Source organism: Eudoraea sp., from assembly GCF_049669105.1.
Classification (GTDB): Bacteria; Bacteroidota; Bacteroidia; order Flavobacteriales; family Flavobacteriaceae; genus Eudoraea.
In genome coordinates, this window is the sequence record NZ_JBATKE010000022.1 from 21,003 (window position 1) to 36,984 (window position 15,982).

At 37.1% G+C, this 15,982-nt stretch carries 15 protein-coding genes; 10 read left to right on the forward strand and 5 right to left on the reverse strand.

Annotated features, from left to right (window positions below):
• The first annotated feature begins 25 nt into the window (after window positions 1-25).
• From WBM60_RS01550 to WBM60_RS01560, 3 genes are all read left to right on the forward strand, one after another.
• On the forward strand, window positions 26-2,425 hold the full coding sequence (locus WBM60_RS01550; RefSeq protein WP_424282675.1) for a glycoside hydrolase family 31 protein: 2,400 nt from the start codon (window positions 26-28) through the stop codon (window positions 2,423-2,425).
• Window positions 2,426-2,459: 34 nt separating this feature from the next.
• Complete coding sequence (locus WBM60_RS01555) at window positions 2,460-3,275, forward strand: M48 family metallopeptidase (protein WP_424260283.1); 816 nt, start codon at window positions 2,460-2,462, stop codon at window positions 3,273-3,275.
• Window positions 3,276-3,346: 71 nt separating this feature from the next.
• Window positions 3,347-4,669 (forward strand): MFS transporter, encoded by a 1,323-nt coding sequence (locus WBM60_RS01560; protein WP_424260281.1) that lies wholly within the window; start codon window positions 3,347-3,349, stop codon window positions 4,667-4,669.
• A gap of 44 nt (window positions 4,670-4,713) precedes the next feature.
• Here WBM60_RS01560 and WBM60_RS01565 read toward each other — a convergent pair whose 3' ends face one another.
• Genes WBM60_RS01565 through WBM60_RS01580 form a run of 4 tightly spaced genes read right to left on the reverse strand, consistent with a single transcriptional unit; the run spans window position 4,714 to window position 7,676 of the window.
• Window positions 4,714-5,445 (reverse strand): head GIN domain-containing protein, encoded by a 732-nt coding sequence (locus tag WBM60_RS01565; RefSeq protein WP_424260279.1) that lies wholly within the window; start codon window positions 5,443-5,445, stop codon window positions 4,714-4,716.
• 44 nt (window positions 5,446-5,489) lie between these two features.
• Window positions 5,490-6,578 carry a hypothetical protein gene (locus WBM60_RS01570; RefSeq protein WP_424260277.1) on the reverse strand — a complete coding sequence of 363 codons (1,089 nt, stop codon included), beginning with the start codon at window positions 6,576-6,578 and terminating at the stop codon, window positions 5,490-5,492.
• The gene (locus WBM60_RS01575) at window positions 6,559-7,122 is read right to left on the reverse strand and encodes a hypothetical protein (RefSeq protein WP_424260275.1); all 564 of its coding nucleotides are present in this window, start codon (window positions 7,120-7,122) and stop codon (window positions 6,559-6,561) included. The genes WBM60_RS01570 and WBM60_RS01575 overlap by 20 nt, the downstream gene beginning before the upstream one ends.
• Before the next feature lie 2 nt (window positions 7,123-7,124).
• Window positions 7,125-7,676, reverse strand: coding sequence for an RNA polymerase sigma factor (locus WBM60_RS01580; RefSeq protein WP_424260273.1), 552 nt, complete (start codon window positions 7,674-7,676; stop codon window positions 7,125-7,127).
• Between the two features lie 250 nt (window positions 7,677-7,926).
• On the opposite strand from WBM60_RS01580, the gene lon reads away from it, so the two are divergent.
• Together lon and cmk are read left to right on the forward strand one after the other, a co-directional pair.
• Complete coding sequence (gene lon, locus WBM60_RS01585; protein ID WP_424276416.1) at window positions 7,927-10,344, forward strand: endopeptidase La; 2,418 nt, start codon at window positions 7,927-7,929, stop codon at window positions 10,342-10,344.
• Between the two features lie 99 nt (window positions 10,345-10,443).
• A complete protein-coding gene (cmk, locus tag WBM60_RS01590) occupies window positions 10,444-11,148 on the forward strand; it encodes a (d)CMP kinase (RefSeq protein ID WP_424260269.1) in 705 nt (234 codons plus the stop codon).
• A gap of 31 nt (window positions 11,149-11,179) precedes the next feature.
• Here cmk and WBM60_RS01595 read toward each other — a convergent pair whose 3' ends face one another.
• Entirely contained in the window at window positions 11,180-11,560 is a 381-nt protein-coding gene (locus WBM60_RS01595) for a LysM peptidoglycan-binding domain-containing protein (RefSeq protein ID WP_424260267.1), read from the reverse strand.
• A 260-nt stretch (window positions 11,561-11,820) separates the two neighbouring features.
• Here WBM60_RS01595 and rpsA point away from each other — a divergent pair, with 260 nt between their 5' ends.
• The 5 genes from rpsA to WBM60_RS01620 all read left to right on the forward strand — a co-directional run.
• Entirely contained in the window at window positions 11,821-13,656 is a 1,836-nt protein-coding gene (gene rpsA / locus WBM60_RS01600) for a 30S ribosomal protein S1 (RefSeq protein ID WP_424260265.1), read from the forward strand.
• A gap of 184 nt (window positions 13,657-13,840) precedes the next feature.
• Window positions 13,841-14,380, forward strand: a complete 540-nt coding sequence (gene pyrR / locus WBM60_RS01605; protein WP_424260263.1) for a bifunctional pyr operon transcriptional regulator/uracil phosphoribosyltransferase PyrR — start codon at window positions 13,841-13,843, stop codon at window positions 14,378-14,380.
• 7 nt (window positions 14,381-14,387) lie between these two features.
• Window positions 14,388-15,314: an aspartate carbamoyltransferase catalytic subunit gene (locus WBM60_RS01610; protein WP_424276415.1), complete on the forward strand. Its 927-nt coding sequence runs from the start codon at window positions 14,388-14,390 to the stop codon at window positions 15,312-15,314.
• A 6-nt stretch (window positions 15,315-15,320) separates the two neighbouring features.
• On the forward strand, window positions 15,321-15,653 hold the full coding sequence (locus tag WBM60_RS01615; protein WP_424260705.1) for a ribonuclease Z: 333 nt from the start codon (window positions 15,321-15,323) through the stop codon (window positions 15,651-15,653).
• The coding region (locus WBM60_RS01620) for a DUF3291 domain-containing protein (protein ID WP_424282676.1) at window positions 15,631-15,982 on the forward strand (352 nt) is incomplete at its 3' end. The genes WBM60_RS01615 and WBM60_RS01620, both read left to right, overlap by 23 nt.

Consider the following 15,982-nt stretch of genomic DNA (forward strand, 5'->3'; position numbering starts at 1 on the left):
TTGTGCGTCTCTAAAATCACCCTTTATGATTACGAATACAGAATTAGAATACAAAGGCAATTTATATCCCAATAGTATTGTCGAATTTAAGCACGATTCAGATAAATTTTATTTTACGTCAGGTAATGGTGTTATTCTCGAGATAACAGTTCTGCGCAATAGCGCTATACGATTCAGATATGCTACAGAGGAAGTTTTTCAACCAGATTTTTCATATGCAATAAGTCCCGATGCTAGTAGGGGTTATAACAAGCTTGAGTCCAAGGAAACCAAAACAGAATATTTAATTATTACTTCAAAGATCAAAGTTCTGGTTGATAAAAAAACCATGAGAACCCAGATTTCAGATTTAGAAGGAAATATCATCAATGAAGATGAACTTGGTTTTCATTGGGAGGAGAATTACGAATTTGGAGGTAACTCGGTAAAGATGAGTAAAATTACTCAATCTGCAGAAAGCTTCTATGGAATGGGGGATAAAGCTACACACTCTAACCTTAAAGGAAAGAGGGTTAGCAATTGGGTTACAGATTCATATGCGTATAGTAAAGACCAGGATCCTTTATACAAAGCTATCCCATTTTACATTGGTCTGCATAACAATATAGCTTACGGAATATTTTTTGACAATACGTTTAGGACTAATTTCGATTTTGCACATGAAAGAAGAAATATAACGAGTTTTTGGGCAGACGGCGGCGAAATGAACTATTACTTTTTCTATGGTCCGGAAATGTCCAAGGTAGTCAGTGATTATACTGATTTAACCGGAACACCTGAAATGCCCCCGCTTTGGGCTTTGGGTTTTCATCAATCCAAATGGAGTTATTTTCCGGAGAGCAATGTTAAAAAAATAGCCGCCAAATTCAGATCCCTCAAAATTCCCTGTGATGCTATTTATCTCGATATCGATTATATGGATGGGTTTCGATGTTTTACCTGGGATAAGAAAAAGTTTCCTGATCCGAAGGCCATGATACAGGATTTGTATAAAGATGGCTTTAAAACCGTGGTCATGATAGATCCGGGAATTAAGGTGGATAAAGACTATTGGGTATATCAGGAAGCCATAAAAAATGATTATTTCTGTAAAAGGGGAGATGGACCTTTGATGCGAGGCAAAGTTTGGCCGGGGGAATGCAGTTTTCCTGATTTTACCAATCCAAAGGTTAGAGAATGGTGGGCTGGACTCTATAAAGAACTTATGTCTGAAACCGGGGCACATGCTGTATGGAACGATATGAATGAGCCAGCCATAATGGAAGTACCATCCAAAACAGCGCCATTAGATACCAGGCACGATTTTGATGGTCACCCATGTAGTCATAGAAAAGCGCATAATATTTATGGCACCCAAATGGTTCGGGCAACTTATGAAGGTGTAAAAAAATACGTTTACCCCAAACGTCCTTTTGTAATAACGAGGGCGGCATATGCAGGTGCACAGCGTTTCTGCTCTACCTGGACCGGTGATAATGTGGCTACCTGGGAACACCTTTGGATTGCAAATGTACAGGTTCAAAGAATGTGCATGAGCGGTATGTCTTTTGTTGGTTCAGACATAGGAGGATTTGCAGAACAACCCAACGGAGAACTTTTTGCCCGATGGATACAATTGGGTGTCTTTCATCCCTTTTTCAGAGTACACTCCAGCGGAGATCACGGGGATCAGGAACCATGGTCATTCGATAAGGAAGTGACCAATATAGTTAGGAAGTTTATTGAATTAAGGTACCAACTTCTTCCTTATCTGTATACGATGTTCTGGAAATATTCCAATGATAACATACCTATGCTTAAACCATTGGTCTATTATGATCAGGAAGACACGCAAACCCATTTTAGAACGGACGAGTTTATTTTTGGGGAGCAAATATTGGTCTGTCCGGTGCAGGAACCCAACGCACTAGGAAGAAGAATGTACATTCCCAAGGGAAAATGGCATAACTTTTGGACTGGTGAGGTTGTTGAAGGAGGTATGGAGAAATGGGTTGCCGCGGATATTGATAAAATTCCAATTTTCATAAAAGAGGGCGCAATAATTCCAAAATATCCGGTACAACAATATGTGGGTGAAAAGGATATTGAAGAATTGATACTGGAAGTATATTATAAATATGGAATTGAAAGATCTGCGGTTTATGAAGATGCTCAGGACGGCTATGATTACACCAAGGGAAGTTATAGTTTAAGAAATTTTAAGTTGAATGGTAAGGAAAATGAATTGATTATCCAACAGTTTAAAAATGGAACATTTATTACCCCATACAAGACTTTTAAATTAAATCTGATCGACCTGCCATTTAAAATAAAGGAAATAGAGATAGACAACGAGATTGTGCCACTTAAAGAAGTTAAGCTAAATGGGCATAATACTATACATGTAACAAAGGAATTTACAGAATTACATATTATTGGGAAATAAATATTTTGTATTTTAATACTTAATAATAAATAAAATGAGCACTAAAAAGTTTATACTGGCATCCATATTATTACTGGGAATCGCCTCATGTAAAGTAAATCCGTTTACGGGGCAAAAAGTATTGAACTTCTATCCCAACAGTCAGATTTTTCCAATGGCCTTCTCTCAGTACGATGAATTTATTGGTCAAAATAATGTCATTGAGAACACTTCGGAGGCAAAGATGATTACGAGGGTAGGGCAGCGAATTTCTTCTGCCGCGGAAAGATGGTTGTCGGCTAATGGATATACGGGATATTTAAAGGATTACCGATGGGAGTATAATTTAGTCAAAGACACTCTTATTAATGCCTGGTGCATGCCTGGCGGCAAGATTGTTTTTTATACAGGTATTCTGCCCATTTGCCAGGGAGAAACAGGAGTTGCTGTAGTAATGGGCCATGAGGTGGCTCATGCATTGGCAGATCATGGCGCACAGCGAATGAGTGCGGGAACCTTACAGCAACTTGGAGCAGTAGCCGGAAATATTGCGATTCAGGATGATAAATCAAGAAATATGTTTAACCAGGCATACGGTATTGGTTCTACTGTTGGACTTATGCTGCCTTTTAGTCGTAGTCATGAAACGGAAGCAGATAGGATAGGGCTTCAGATTATGGCCATTGCAGGCTATAATCCGGATGAGGCACCTGAACTTTGGAAGCGTATGAAGGCAAATGCAGGAGGCAATGCACCACCGGAATTTTTAAGCACCCACCCTTCAAATGACACCAGGATTGAGAATTTAACGCAATGGGCTCCACTTGCAAAACAGGAAGCTCAGAAGTTTGGTGTAACTTCTTTTCAATAGGATAATTTAAAATAGTGATTCCTCTAATAATTGTATATTCGAAGCTGCTCATATAGTGCAGTTTTTATTATATGGCCAGGACATTTGCAATAAAAGGAAGTAAGAAATTATTGAATGCATGGGCATTTTATGATTGGGCTAATTCTGTATATAGTCTGGTAATTGCTTCGGCTATATTTCCTATTTTTTATGGAGCTTTGTTCAGAATAGCGGATATTGAAAAAGTATCAGTATTTGGAGGGGAAATTGCCAGAGCACCCTTAATAAGCTATTTAACTTCTGCCGCGTTTTTATTCATCGCATTCATCACACCACTTATATCGGGCATTGCGGATTATTTAGGCAATAAAAAAATCTTCATGAAATTTTTTTGTTACCTGGGCGGGATTTCTAGTATAGGGCTTTACTGGTTTTCATTGGAAAATATTTATGTTGGCCTGGCTTGTTACTTTTTTGGTCTGGTTGGCTTCTGGGTAAGTTTTGCGATCAATAATTCATACCTGCCGGATATTGCTTTCCCCGAGCAACAGGATGGCATAAGTGCCAAAGGATTCTCCATGGGCTATCTAGGAAGCGTTATTTTGCTTCTTTTAAACCTTGCCATGGTAATGAAACCAGATATTTTTGGAATTGTTAGCGATGCTGCTGAAGCAGCGGAGATCAAAGCTATGAAATATTCATTTGTCACAGTGGGCATTTGGTGGATTCTATTCAGTCAGTATACCTTCTTTTACCTGCCTAAGGGCGTTAAACGAACGGGGGAGCGCAAAAATATTATTTTCAATGGATTTAAGGAATTAAAGGGTGTGTGGTATCAACTTGGAAATGAGGTTCGGTTAAAGCGATATCTGCTTGCCTTTTTTGTATACAGTATGGCTGTACAGACAGTTATGTTAATTGCTACTTATTTTGGAGAGCAGGAGATTAATTGGGGTTCAGTAAGTGAACGCACCACGGGATTAATTGTTAGTATCCTGGTGATTCAGTTGGTGGCAATAATTGGAGCAACCATGACTGCTAAGGCGTCAAAAAGATTTGGAAACATTAATACACTTATGGTGATTAATATATTATGGGTATTTATCTGTATATATGCCTATTTCATAATTACACCAACAGATTTCTACATAGCAGCGGGCTGTGTCGGAATTGTCATGGGGGGCATACAGGCATTGTCGAGATCTACCTATTCCAAGTTTATCCCTGAAACAACGGATACGGCTTCCTTCTTCAGTTTTTATGATGTTGCAGAAAAATTTGGTATTGTAATTGGCACTTTTTTGTACGGGTTTATTGCTCAGTTTACAGGAAGCATGAGAAATGCAACCATATTCCTGGGACTGTTTTTCCTTAGTGGATTGTTTTTACTGACCAGGGTAAATAAAAAACCCTGACATTTCTGCCAGGGTATGATTGTCGTTCGTTTTTTGATGTAACTCTATCCCTTGCTAATATCTCCGGAACCCGAAGATTTACTATCTATTATTGTTGCATCTCCTCGATAATGAATATCTCCGGAACCAGATACCCTTGCTTTTAGCATTTTATTAGCTGTTACTTGAATATCGGCAGATCCTGAAATACTTGCATCTACTGTATCGGCCATCAGGTCATAAGCTTTTATGTCACCAGAACCAGAAATTTGTACTTGAAATACTTCGGCAGTACCACTTAAATTGATGTCACCGGAACCGGACATTGACGCCGTTACCGTTTTAGAGTCCACATCCAGGGTAATATCACCGGAGCCCGACATATTTGTGCTGAATTCTGAAGCGGATATTGTTTTCTTACCCACTATATCACCCGAGCCTGAAAGAGATACTTCACTAACACTCTCTACAGGAACCGTAACGTAAATACCGCCATCCTTTTTCCATGAAGAAGGTTGAAGGTTAAAACCTTTTTTGACTTTAATTACCAATTTGCCTTCCTTTACCTCTGTAATAATATACTCCAGTAAATTTTCATCCCCTTTAATACTAAGTTTACCCTCTTGCCCATCTACCAGGATAACATCAAACCATCCTGCGACAGCTATGGCCTCATATTCTTCTGTAGATCGCTCTACTGTTGCTATATTCCCGTTCCCTTTAATTTTTTTACCCCACTGGGCATTTGTTGCCGCAACTATGCCTAAGACTAATCCAAGTGTTATTAATTTCTTCATGATAATGTGTTTTAACTAAAAGTGTTTTTTATTAATTGTTCGATTCAATTTTTAGTAAAAGTGATACTTCCATAATCACTTGTTATGGAGATCATGTTTTCACTATTTTCACTGCCGTAAAATCCCTTGTAATATCGTTCGTTGGATTTTTCTTTACTTATACTGATTTCAAAATCATCTTTCCCACTAACCCCGGCATATTCTGTTGTAATTTCAAAGTTAAAATTATACATAGGATCATAGCCTATTTTTATGCCGGTATAATCAGTTCGGATAGAAACATTTCCGGCATCCTGGGCCATATTGCCTATAGCTACAGAGCCATAATCTGCATTGATGTCTACATTACCGTGAATAGTACCCAATTTAACATTTATATAGTCGCCATTGCCTTGTACATTATTAGCTTCATCTACATCTAGTTTGCCATAATCACTGGTATACTCCAGGTCTTCCATTTGTACTATTGCAGCATTTGTATAATCTGCACTTATGCTTAAGTTCCCTGCTTTCTGGATGGTAAATCCTGAGTAATCAGCCGAAATCTTGGCACTGTTTACATATTCTATAGTTGATTTCGATGTGTAATCGAATTTTAATTCATTATTCCTCCCGTGTAGTTCACCAATTTCCAATCTTCCGTAATCACAACTAATTTTGGCATGGCCATCGATCCGGTCCAGCATAATATTGCCGTAGTCATTATTAAGATGCACGCTATTTTTTACAGGAAGTTTAATGGTATAATTAATTTGCATATTCACATTGTTATTTTTCCCCCAATTCCATCCCCAGCCTTTATCTTTATTAAAGATCGTTTTAGCTGAAACCATAGCACTGCTGGCATCAAAATCCACAGTAATTTCATCGAGTTTCTGTTGTACTTTTTGCTCGTTATTTCCATTAGTTTTAATATGAACCTCTATTACGACTCTATTCTCGTTCCATGAGCTTAAAGTAAGATTCCCATAACTATTGGTGATTTTAAGCAAGGCATCTGTATTAACATCATATTCCTTCTTAATAGTTTTCTCTTTGGTATACTGGCCTTTCATATTTCCGTCATTGGCCTGAGCTATAACCGGAACTACCAGTAGTGCAATTAATGTATATTTAAATAGTAATGTTTTCATCATCGTAATTTTTAAAGGTTTTAATATTTTCTATTTTGTCCATAACTTCTTGTAGTAAATCTATTCGGGTTTGGAAATTGGTTATCATTGCACTTAGTATTAATTTGCTATTTCCTCCATTAATTAGATCTTGTTCAAGTTTCTGATAGTTTATTTCCAGTTTAGTTAATTGTGCCATTGTATCATCCACCAATATTTTAGTTTCAGGTGTGCTTTCATTCTCCAGTTCTTTTATTTGTTCTTCAATTAGGTTGGCAAAGTAAAACTGAGTTTGCGAAGCTTCCGGAGAAATTTTAGCTAGCTGTTCATCCATGGATGGTTGATTAGTATATAGAGAAGCCCCAACTGCGAAAAGCAATATTATAGAAGCGGCTATTGATAATGGTCTCCACCAATTACGCTTTTTAGGCGCTAGTCTTACTACACCATTTGCATTGCTCAACTTATCCAGGAATCTTTGCTGGTGACCTTCCGCCGGTTCCTCTGTGTCAAAAGAGCCTTGCAGGGTTTTAAATAATTCCTCTAATGTTCGATCTTCTTTCATAATTATGCTGTTATCATCTTTTTTCTCAAACTTTCTTTCGCTCTTGATATTGTAGTCCTGCAATTCGCATAACTTATACCCATAATTGAACTAACTTCTTCGTAATCATACCCCTCAATTAGATGTAAGGTCAAAGAAATTCTGTAGTTGTCTTTTAATCGTTTCATAGTTTCCATTACTTTTTGAGCCATTTGTTCTGTACTCCCATGATCCTCGGCAATTCCGTCATTATCTTCGACCTTGTACAATATGTCATCTAATCCTACCTCTTTCATTTTCTGCTGTTTTCGGTAATGGTAAATACTTTTATTAATGACTATTCGTTTTAACCACGCACCGAAAGTAACATCCCCTTTAAAAGTGTTCAGTTTCGTAAAAGCATTCAAAAACGATTCCTGCATAACATCTTCGGCTTCTGCACTGTCTTTTACTATCCTATATGCCGTGTTAAACATAGCTTTATAATAGCGATTGTAAATTTCAGCTTGTGCACTTTGATTACCTTCCAGGCACAATTGTAACAGGGTTTCAGTATGTACTTTATTTTGGCTCAAAAAGTAAATGCTTTGTATAAAAGATTTATTAATTTAAGAAATGTTACACTTTTTTTGGAAAAATATTCATTTGTTGGCACAAGAATTGTCTTTAAGAAGTAGGAAAGCTTGTATTAACAGTCTTTTCTACCTAAAAATGTGTCGTTTAATAATGTATACGAGGAAAATAATAATAGAAAATCTGTCTTCAAATGACAGAATGACCGAATAAAATGATATGGGATATTCCAATTATTCAAAATTTGACAATATGACGTTACAAGGAATTGATGAAGATTCTGAATTAATACCATTATTAACTCCTGAGGATGAAGAGGAAATGAATAATGAAAGCCTACCGGAGGTTTTACCTATTTTGCCTCTTCGAAATACCGTATTGTTTCCTGGTGTAGTAATTCCAATTACAGCAGGAAGGGATGCCTCAATAAATTTGATTAAGGATGCTAATAAAGGATCGAAGGTAATAGGTGTTGTATCTCAAAAAGACGAAGAGACTGAAAACCCTGGGATTAAGGATATTAATGTTTTAGGAACTGTAGCCAGAATTTTACGGGTATTAAAAATGCCTGATGGCAATACGACCGTAATAATACAGGGTAAAAAAAGATTTGAGATAACGGAGGTTCTCACGGAGCAACCCTATATGACAGCTACAATTCGAGAAGCAGATGAAATAAGACCCTCTCCTGGTGATCAGGAATTCCTGGCTATCATTGATTCGATAAAGGAACTGGCATTAAAAATCATCAAAAATAATCCTAACATCCCAAGTGAAGCTTCCTTTGCAATTAAGAACATAGAAAGTAATTCTTTCCTGATAAACTTTGTTTCATCCAATCTTAATCTTGATGTAAAAGATAAGCAGGACTTATTAGAGATTCCCAATCTACAGGACAGGGCACTCGCCACATTAAAATATATGAATGTGGAACTTCAGAAATTGAAACTTCAGAAAGATATTCAATCCAGAGTGCGCAGTGATATGGACCAGCAGCAGCGCGAGTATTTTTTACATCAGCAGATGAAGACTATTCAGGAAGAACTTGGTGGCGTTTCTTATGATGAGGAAATTGATGAAATGCAAGCCAAATCCAAGAATAAGAAATGGGATAAAAAGGTGGCCGAACATTTTGAAAAGGAATTGGCTAAAATACAACGCATGAATCCACAGGTGGCTGAGTATTCTATACAAAGGAATTATTTGGATTTATTTCTGGATTTACCATGGAATGAGTATTCCAAGGATAAATTTGATCTTAAGCGGGCTCAGAAAATTTTAGACAGGGACCATTATGGACTTGAGGACGTAAAACAAAGAATAATTGAATATTTAGCTGTTCTTAAGCTGAGAAATGATATGAAATCTCCAATTCTCTGTCTTTATGGACCTCCTGGGGTTGGAAAGACTTCCCTCGGTAAATCAGTAGCCGAAGCATTAGGCAGGGAATATGTACGTATGTCTTTAGGTGGAATGCGAGATGAAGCGGAAATCAGGGGGCACCGTAAAACTTATATAGGGGCCATGCCCGGAAGGATTATACAAAGTATTAAAAAAGCGGGGACTTCAAACCCGGTTTTCATTTTAGATGAAATAGATAAATTAGGGGCTAGTCACCAGGGTGATCCATCTTCTGCTATGTTAGAGGTTTTAGATCCTGAGCAAAACAATGAATTTCACGATAATTTCCTTGAACTGGGATATGATCTTTCTAAAGTCATGTTTATTGCAACAGCAAATAATCTTTCTACGATTCAACCAGCCTTGCGTGATAGAATGGAGATAATAAATGTCACCGGATATACAATTGAAGAAAAAGTGGAAATTGCCAAACGGCATTTGCTACCCAAACAACTTAAAGAACATGGACTCTCATCGAAAGATTTAAAAATTGCCAAACCCCAGCTGGAAAAAATTGTTGAGGGATATACCCGCGAATCCGGTGTTCGTGGTCTGGAAAAACAAATAGCGAAAATGGTCCGATATGCAGCCAAATCAATTGCTACAGAAGAGTCATATAACGTAAAAATTAGCAATATTGATGTTGAAAAAGTATTAGGTCCACCTAGGATGGAACGCGATAAATACGAGAATAATGACATAGCCGGAGTTGTTACCGGATTGGCCTGGACCAGTGTAGGGGGTGATATTCTTTTTATAGAATCTATCCTTTCTAAGGGAAAAGGCACGCTCAATATAACAGGGAACTTAGGTAAAGTAATGAAGGAATCTGCTACCATTGCAATGGAGTATATAAAATCCAATGCAGAAAGTTTTGGTATAAATCCCGAAGTTTTTGAAAAGTATAATGTTCATATTCATGTACCGGAAGGAGCAACTCCCAAGGATGGTCCAAGTGCGGGTATTACCATGCTTACGTCACTAGTTTCTTTATTCGCTCAGAAAAAGGTCAAAAAAAGCCTGGCTATGACAGGTGAAATAACCCTAAGAGGTAAAGTTTTACCTGTAGGTGGTATAAAAGAAAAAATACTCGCAGCTAAAAGAGCCAGGATAAAGGAGATAATACTTTCAGAGGAGAATAGAAAAGATATCCTCGAAATAAAAGAGGAATACTTAAAAGGACTAACTTTTCATTACGTAACGGATATGAGCGAGGTAATAGACGAGGCCATTACTGACCAAAAAGTAAAAAACGCCAAGAAATTATAACTAATATTCATAATACTAACTTGCCCTTTTATGCTTAGAATTAAGTAAATAGGGCTTTTTTTTGTTTGGCTTTTATTCATTTCTCTCTACTTTTAACATATGAGAAAGATTACGATTGCAATTGACGGTTATTCGTCAACAGGAAAAAGTACTATTGCCAAAGAACTGGCCAGCGCTTTAAATTATATTTATGTAGATACCGGTGCTATGTATAGGGCAATTACCCTATTTGCTTTGGAAAATAATTGTATTACCAACGAGATTATTGATCAAAAGAAGCTTATCGACCTCCTTCCAAAAGCGAAACTAAAATTTCGTTTGAACAAGGAATTAGGTTATTCGGAAATGTTTCTCAACAGGAATAATGTGGAGAAGGAAATTAGAAGCATGCGAGTTTCTAAGCAGGTGAGCAAGATTTCGGTGATCCCCGAAGTAAGAGCAAAATTGGTAAGCATGCAGAAAAAAATGGGAAAGAAAAAGGGGATAGTTATGGACGGCAGGGATATTGGAACCGTAGTTTTTCCGGATGCAGAATTTAAAATATTTATGACGGCTTCTCCTGATATAAGGGCTTCCAGGCGTTATAAGGAATTGATTTTAAAAGGAGAAAAGGTAACTTACGAGGAGGTGCTTAAAAATGTACGTGAGCGAGATTATATAGATTCAAACAGGTTATCCTCACCATTGCTGAAAGCAGAAGATGCTATTGAATTTGACAATAGCGACATGGGCTTAAAGGAACAGTTTGAAAGAATCCATTATTACGCACTTCAGGTTATTGAAAAACAAAAAAAGAACGCTTAAAAAGCGTTCTTTTTCTATATGAATTAGGTAACTAAGCGTTAGGTATAATCAATACCTGATCCGGATGAATTATATCCGGGTTACTCAGAATATTTGTATTCGCACTAAAAATCTGTTTATATTTCATTGGGTCACCATAATAGTGCTTTGCTATTTTACTTAGAGACTCTCCACTTTTCACAACATGGCGATGATACACAGAGCTATCACCTACAGTAATATTGGCCTTTATATCTGTGGGGTGTTCACCACCAAGTTCTTTTATTTTATCCCAAATTAGATCTTTTTCATATTGGGTATGGGCTTCCCCTTTTATCTTTAAAACGCCTTCTGCTTCAACCACATCACCATCTTTTATTCCCAACTGTTCACCTAAATTAAGGACTGCCTGATATTTCGCTTTAACACTCATTTTGTTTATTTTAATTGTTATTATTTGTATTGCCCAAGTTACAAAATACCCATCGATTTTACCAAGAAATATGTTAATCTCGACCCTTATTTTAATACTTCCCTTACACTGCTTTGTAAAACAACATTTTAATTGTACTTTTGCACTCCTTTTTTACAAATAATCAGGAGAAAAAGGAAGAACAAAAAAAATCAAATAACACCTTCTGTAGGAAATGTTTAACTCCTGAAAGTACTACGGAATACAAATTTAATCAGCACATGGCTGAAGAAAAAGCAATTACAGAGGTAGTAGAGACTACTGAAGTAAAAGAAGAACAAAAAGTAGAGGCTCCAAAACAGGATCCTAAAGAGTTTTTAGAGAATTTCAATTGGGAGAAATACGAAGAAGGAATAGAGCGTGTTGAAGATTCCAAGCTGGAAGAATTTGAAAAATTAGTTGCAGAAAATTTTGTAGATACTGCCGATGCAGAGGTTGTACAAGGTGTGGTTACTCATCTAACGGACCGTGAAGCCATTATCGACATTAATGCGAAGTCTGAGGGTGTTATCTCGCTCAATGAGTTCCGATACAATCCAAATCTGAAGATTGGTGATAAAGTTGAGGTTCTTATTGATATCCGAGAAGATAAAAGCGGACAGTTGGTATTATCACACAGAAAGGCCAGAACTATCATGGCCTGGGATAGGGTTAATGCTGCGCATGATAAAGAGGAAGTGGTAACCGGTTTTGTAAAATGCAGAACAAAAGGAGGAATGATTGTGGATGTTTTTGGAATTGAAGCATTCTTACCTGGCTCACAGATTGATGTTAAACCTATTCGGGATTACGATCAGTATGTTGGCAAGACCATGGAATTTAAAGTGGTAAAGATTAACCACGAGTTCAAGAATGTCGTAGTTTCACATAAAGCATTGATCGAAGCTGATATTGAAGAACAAAAGAAAGAAATTATCAGTCAGCTCGAAAAAGGTCAGGTTCTCGAAGGGATTGTCAAGAACATTACTTCATATGGTGTATTTATAGACCTTGGTGGTGTTGATGGTTTGGTTCATATCACGGATCTTTCCTGGAGTAGAATAAATCATCCTAACGAAGTTGTAGAATTGGATCAAAAACTTAATGTCGTTATTCTCGATTTCGATGACAATAAATCCAGAATACAATTAGGTCTTAAACAATTGGAAAAACATCCTTGGGATGCTCTGGGAGATGAAATAAAAATAGGTGATAAAGTAAAAGGCAAAGTTGTTGTAATTGCAGATTATGGTGCATTTTTAGAAGTTGCCGAAGGAGTGGAAGGATTGATACATGTTTCTGAAATGTCCTGGTCTACTCATTTGAGATCAGCGCAGGATTTTGTAAAGGTTGGCGATGAACTCGAAGCAGTAGTTTTAACCCTCGACAGAGAGGATCGTAAAATGTCACTGGGGATTAAGCAATTAACACCAGATCCATGGACTGATATTACATCTAAATATCCTGTTGGTTCTAAACATAAAGGGATTGTTAGAAACTTTACAAATTTCGGTGTTTTCGTGGAACTGGAAGAAGGTATAGATGGATTAATTTACATCTCAGATCTTTCCTGGACTAAGAAAATAAAGCACCCGTCAGAATTTGTAACAGTTGGAGATACTTTAGAAGTTGAAGTATTAGAGCTTGACGTAGAAGGTCGTAAATTAAGTTTGGGCCATAAACAAACTACGGAAAATCCCTGGGATAAATATGAAAAGGAATTTGCCCTGGGCACCGTTCATAAAGCTTCAATCTCTGAAATAGTAGATAAAGGCGCTGTTATAGATTTTAATGAGGATATAACCGCATTTGTGCCTCAACGGCATATGGAAAAAGAGGATGGCAAAAAATTGAATAAAGGTGAAGAGGCTGAATTTAAGATTATTGAATTCAACAAAGAATTCAAACGTGTAGTAGCAAGTCACACCGCTATCTTTAGAGAAGAGGAACAACGCAATGTAAAAGTGGCTAAGAAGAAAGCAGCTGCTTCAGCAGAAGAGGCTAAGCCAACTTTGGGTGATGCCAATGTGCAATTACAGGCGTTGAAAGACAGGATGGAAGCCGATAAGAAAAAATAGGTTTTTAAGAAGTCTTCTTCAATAGTAGTTAAGAAAAAGTCCTGATATATACATCAGGACTTTTTTATTTATCCCGTATTTCTGTAACATTGAAGGAGAAAGACCAATACAATATTTCAATCCATCTTATATATTACGGAGAAATCCCTACTTTTGTAGTCGAAAAGAGTATGTTATCTAACGTATGAGTCAAAAAGTATTGCTTTCTTCTAAAGAAATTAACATTATACTGCACCGCCTGGCTTGTCAACTTTTAGAACATCATTTAGATTTTTCGGAGACTGCATTAATAGGAATACAACCACGTGGAATTTTTCTTGCGCAACGGCTTTCCAAAATTCTTAAAGAGGATTACGGAGTTAAACAAATAAATCTGGGGCTCCTTGATATCACTTTTTATCGGGATGATTTTAGAAGAGGAGAAAAAACCCTGGAAGCCAGCACCACTAAAATTGATTTTTTGGTAGAAGGTAAAAAGGTAGTCCTGATAGATGATGTGCTCTATACTGGCCGAAGTATTCGTGCGGCCTTAACGGCCATCCAGTCTTTCGGAAGGCCTAAGGAAATAGAATTATTAACCCTTATTGACCGTCGTTTTAGCAGGCATTTACCCATTCAACCTAATTATCGAGGAAGACAGGTAGATGCTATAAATGAAGAGAAAGTAAAGGTCATGTGGAAGGAAAATGATGGAAAGGATATTATTTATTTGGTAAGTAAATAAGGAACTTATGAGCGAATTGAGTGTTAGACACTTATTGGGTATTAAATATCTCAAAGAAAGAGATATTCAACTCATTTTTGAAACCGCCGATCACTTCAAAGAAGTTATTAACAGATCAATTAAAAAGGTTCCTTCACTTCGTGATATTACCATTGCAAATATTTTCTTCGAAAGCAGTACAAGAACCAAGCTGTCTTTTGAGCTTGCCGAAAAACGGTTATCCGCCGATGTAATTAATTTTTCTGCAGCCCAGTCGTCCGTAAGGAAAGGAGAAACTCTTATTGATACGGTTAACAATATCCTCTCCATGAAAGTAGACATGGTGGTAATGCGTCATCCCAGTCCCGGAGCGGGTATTTTTCTGTCGCAACATGTCGATGCCGCTATTGTTAATGCAGGTGACGGAGCACATGAACATCCTACCCAAGCCCTTTTGGATTCTTATTCTATTCGCGAAAAACTGGGTGATGTCGCTGGAAAAAATGTGGTAATTGTAGGCGATATACTTCATTCCAGAGTAGCCTTATCAAATATTTTTGCCCTGAGGTTACAAGGTGCAAATGTGAAGGTGTGCGGTCCTCGAACCTTGCTTCCAAAATATATAGAATCTTTGGGGATAGAGGTAGAGACCAATCTTATAAAGGCATTAAATTGGTGCGACGTAGCCAATATGTTACGGATTCAGAATGAACGTTTAGATATAAGTTATTTTCCAACAACCAGGGAATATACGCAACAATACGGAGTTAATAAAGCAATTCTGGATGGCCTGGATAAGGAAATTGTAATTATGCACCCGGGACCCATAAACCGCGGTGTTGAGATAACCAGTGATGTGGCTGATTCCAAACAATCCATAATTCTTAACCAGGTGGAAAACGGAGTAGCTATTCGTATGGCGGTAATATATTTATTAGCATCGAAAATTAAATAGTGAATTATGATTTTTGATAAAACAGGGAATACTACTATTGTTTATCAGGAAAACATTTCCTTGAGAAAATTCCTGGAGAATCTAAACAGTTCTTATAATAATATAAAAAACGATCATTTAATTATTAACTTGTTTTCGTTCTCTAAAATTTCTTCAAATGACATCCTGGAGTTTCTTCAGCTATCAAATACACACCGGGCTGCGAATAAATCTTTTGTTTTAGTCACGAATAAAGTTGAATTTGATCAGGTTCCTGATGAAATTTGTCTGGTCCCTACCGTTCAGGAGGCAAAGGATATTATTGAAATGGAAGAAATTGAACGAGATCTTGAGCTGTAATTCACAAAATATAACCCTTGCACAAATTAATATTGCCCGTATGTTAGCCCCTATGGACAGTCCTGTTATGATAGATTTTGTAAATAACCTGGATCGAATAAACCAATTGGCGGAAAGAAGTGAAGGTTTTATCTGGCGATTAATAGAGGACAATAGCGAATCTTCTATTAAGGTGTTCCATGACGAATATATTGTTGTTAATATGTCTGTTTGGCAATCAATTAAAGCACTTTTCGATTTTACTTATAGGTCTGAACACAAGAATATATTCAAAAGAAGAAAGGAATGGTTCTCTAATATGAAAGAAATGCATATGGCCTGCTGGTATG

What these genes read in the sequence shown, in the direction of transcription:
- WBM60_RS01550 (WP_424282675.1), top strand. Translation starts at nt 26, where the DNA reads ATGATTACGAATACAGAATTAGAATACAAAGGCAATTTATATCCCAAT.
- WBM60_RS01555 (WP_424260283.1), top strand. Translation starts at nt 2,460, where the DNA reads ATGAGCACTAAAAAGTTTATACTGGCATCCATATTATTACTGGGAATC.
- WBM60_RS01560 (WP_424260281.1), top strand. Translation starts at nt 3,347, where the DNA reads ATGGCCAGGACATTTGCAATAAAAGGAAGTAAGAAATTATTGAATGCA.
- WBM60_RS01565 (WP_424260279.1), bottom strand. Translation starts at nt 5,445, where the DNA reads ATGAAGAAATTAATAACACTTGGATTAGTCTTAGGCATAGTTGCGGCA.
- WBM60_RS01570 (WP_424260277.1), bottom strand. Translation starts at nt 6,578, where the DNA reads ATGAAAACATTACTATTTAAATATACATTAATTGCACTACTGGTAGTT.
- WBM60_RS01575 (WP_424260275.1), bottom strand. Translation starts at nt 7,122, where the DNA reads ATGAAAGAAGATCGAACATTAGAGGAATTATTTAAAACCCTGCAAGGC.
- lon (WP_424276416.1), top strand. Translation starts at nt 7,927, where the DNA reads ATGACGTTACAAGGAATTGATGAAGATTCTGAATTAATACCATTATTA.
- cmk (WP_424260269.1), top strand. Translation starts at nt 10,444, where the DNA reads ATGAGAAAGATTACGATTGCAATTGACGGTTATTCGTCAACAGGAAAA.
- WBM60_RS01595 (WP_424260267.1), bottom strand. Translation starts at nt 11,560, where the DNA reads ATGAGTGTTAAAGCGAAATATCAGGCAGTCCTTAATTTAGGTGAACAG.
- rpsA (WP_424260265.1), top strand. Translation starts at nt 11,821, where the DNA reads ATGGCTGAAGAAAAAGCAATTACAGAGGTAGTAGAGACTACTGAAGTA.
- pyrR (WP_424260263.1), top strand. Translation starts at nt 13,841, where the DNA reads ATGAGTCAAAAAGTATTGCTTTCTTCTAAAGAAATTAACATTATACTG.
- WBM60_RS01610 (WP_424276415.1), top strand. Translation starts at nt 14,388, where the DNA reads ATGAGCGAATTGAGTGTTAGACACTTATTGGGTATTAAATATCTCAAA.
- WBM60_RS01615 (WP_424260705.1), top strand. Translation starts at nt 15,321, where the DNA reads ATGATTTTTGATAAAACAGGGAATACTACTATTGTTTATCAGGAAAAC.